The organism is Sphingomonas sp. 179-A 2A2 NHS, from assembly GCF_045371305.1.
Lineage (GTDB): Bacteria > Pseudomonadota > Alphaproteobacteria > Sphingomonadales > Sphingomonadaceae > Sphingomonas.
Genome location: NZ_JBIQDE010000037.1, coordinates 1 through 1,377, shown reverse-complemented (window position 1 = coordinate 1,377; position 1,377 = coordinate 1). Strand labels below are relative to the sequence as shown.

Genomic DNA, 1,377 nt, shown 5'->3' with positions numbered 1-1,377 from the left:
CTATCTATGCGCCGCAAACGGCGAGCCTCAGCGTACGTTTCCGGCTTTCCTCTCACCGGATTTCAAAACATCCACTATTCTAGGTGAGAATCCACTATTTCAGGTTGCCCATCCCTTCAGCGACGGCGTCCACTGTTTTAGGAAATCCGACAAATGCGCCCTGCCCGGCCACTCTCTTTTTTCCAGGAAGGAGGATTACTGGAATAAACAATGTGCCGCTTTGCCGGGAAAATCGGCTCTTGACGGTTTCCCGGATTATCCGCATCATCCGACTTGTCAGCCTTGCAGGTTGGCTTGCTCCAGGTAACGCTCGGAAACAGAAAAACGCTACGCAACAAGACCGCCATACACGATAGACACGTCCCGATGTGCATAGAGAACGGCCGCGAGGCCAAGCGGAGATCCGCAACGCACTGGTGAAGGACAGCCCGCGGGCAGGCGGTTCGAACAGATCCCACCACGGTAACCGCGACAAGATTGGAGCCCCGCTCATGGCGAAGAGCATGGAAATCGTGCCGTCCGGCACGCTGCAGAAGCAGTTCGGCCATTATTCCGACGAGGCGATGATCCGCCCTGTCGGTGTCAGCCGCAACGGCCGGGTGCGCTTCGTCATGGTTCCTGTGGACGAATATGAGCGCCTGCGACGCCGTGAACGGGTCGCCGGGCGCACGGAGGATCTGGATGAAGAAACCCTCGACGCGCTCCGCGCCGTCAAACCCGGGCCAGGCAGCGAAGAAGCCGAAAGGCAGTTCCAAGCTGCCCGAGCCGGGTGAAGTCCTCAACTACAGCTACCTGTGGGAGCGTGAGTATCGCGACGGGCGCGACGAGGGGATAAAGGATCGGCCGGTCGTGGTCGTGCTGATGACGGTCAGCCGGGACGGACTGTCTCTTGTTCATGTCGTGCCTTTCACGACCAAGGAGCCCGGTGGCGGCGATGTCGCGATCGAGGTACCGCAGGCTGTTCGCCGGCAGCTCGGGCTTTCCGGCGACCGGTCGTGGATCGTGGTCAGCGAGTGGAACCGCTATGCGTGGCCGGGCTACGATACGCGGCCTATCCCCGGGCGCGAGCCGTCGACGAGCTACGGGTTCATTCCCTCCAGCCTGCTCCAGCGCGTTCTCGATGCGATGGTCGCGGTCGGCATCGGTCGGCCGGTCGATCGCGATCAGTGAGCGAACCGGTCCCCTCTCGTGGCGAGGAACTCGGCCCGATGACCCTCGTAGAGCCCAGCACCATCACAAATCTCTACCGGCTGGACCTGACCGGCAGCCGTGCCGTCGCGGGCGAAGCTGGTCCGCTTTATGCCACCGTCGTTATCGAGAGAACACGGCGCCAGGTCGACGTTCAAATCCGGCTGACGGGTCATGTCGGGCTTTATC

Annotated in this window: 2 protein-coding genes; both read left to right on the top strand. The window is 61.4% G+C overall.

Annotated features, from left to right (window positions below):
* Positions 1 to 491: 491 nt before the first annotated feature.
* The gene (locus tag ACH0AE_RS17865; protein WP_406876175.1) at positions 492 to 773 is read left to right on the top strand and encodes a type II toxin-antitoxin system Phd/YefM family antitoxin; all 282 of its coding nucleotides are present in this window, start codon (positions 492 to 494) and stop codon (positions 771 to 773) included.
* Entirely contained in the window at positions 682 to 1,170 is a 489-nt protein-coding gene (locus ACH0AE_RS17860) for a hypothetical protein (RefSeq protein ID WP_406876174.1), read from the top strand. Before ACH0AE_RS17865 ends, ACH0AE_RS17860 begins: the two co-directional genes overlap by 92 nt.
* Positions 1,171 to 1,377: the final 207 nt, after the last annotated feature.

Excerpts from the sequence above, each read along its gene's own strand:
- ACH0AE_RS17865 (WP_406876175.1), top strand. The coding sequence starts at position 492 with ATGGCGAAGAGCATGGAAATCGTGCCGTCCGGCACGCTGCAGAAGCAG.
- ACH0AE_RS17860 (WP_406876174.1), top strand. The coding sequence starts at position 682 with ATGAAGAAACCCTCGACGCGCTCCGCGCCGTCAAACCCGGGCCAGGCA.